The organism is Allokutzneria sp. NRRL B-24872 (assembly GCF_002155965.1).
GTDB lineage: Bacteria > Actinomycetota > Actinomycetes > Mycobacteriales > Pseudonocardiaceae > Allokutzneria.
Window position 1 is genome coordinate 662 of sequence record NZ_MUMH01000234.1, and the last position, 284, is coordinate 945.

Annotated in this window: 1 protein-coding gene; it reads left to right on the forward strand. The window is 68.0% G+C overall.

Features of this window, described 5'->3' with window-relative positions; translation table 11 throughout:
* Positions 1-94: 94 nt before the first annotated feature.
* On the forward strand, positions 95-284 hold a 190-nt coding region (locus CCN37_RS36695; RefSeq protein ID WP_210408377.1), incomplete at its 3' end, for a hypothetical protein.

The following is a 284-nucleotide window of genomic DNA, read 5'->3' on the forward strand; positions in this document are numbered from 1 at the left end:
GCCGTCCAGGTGCGGGTCGCTCACGTGCAGCAGGGTGGTTGTCATGCTCGCCAATCTAACGGATACTCTGATTTAACCGTTAGTGGAGGTGGGCATGTTCGAGCTCGCGGAGGGCTCCGGCGGCGACACCGCCATGGCTCTGGTCAGCACGATCGCGCATGACGGCAACGGTGGCGTCGCGGACGCGTTCTCCGACGACGAGGGCGTCAGTTCCTGGTGCGCCGCGAGGTTCTCCGACCTCGCACCGCGATCGCCCGCCCAGGCGGAGCGGCTGCGCGCGCTGC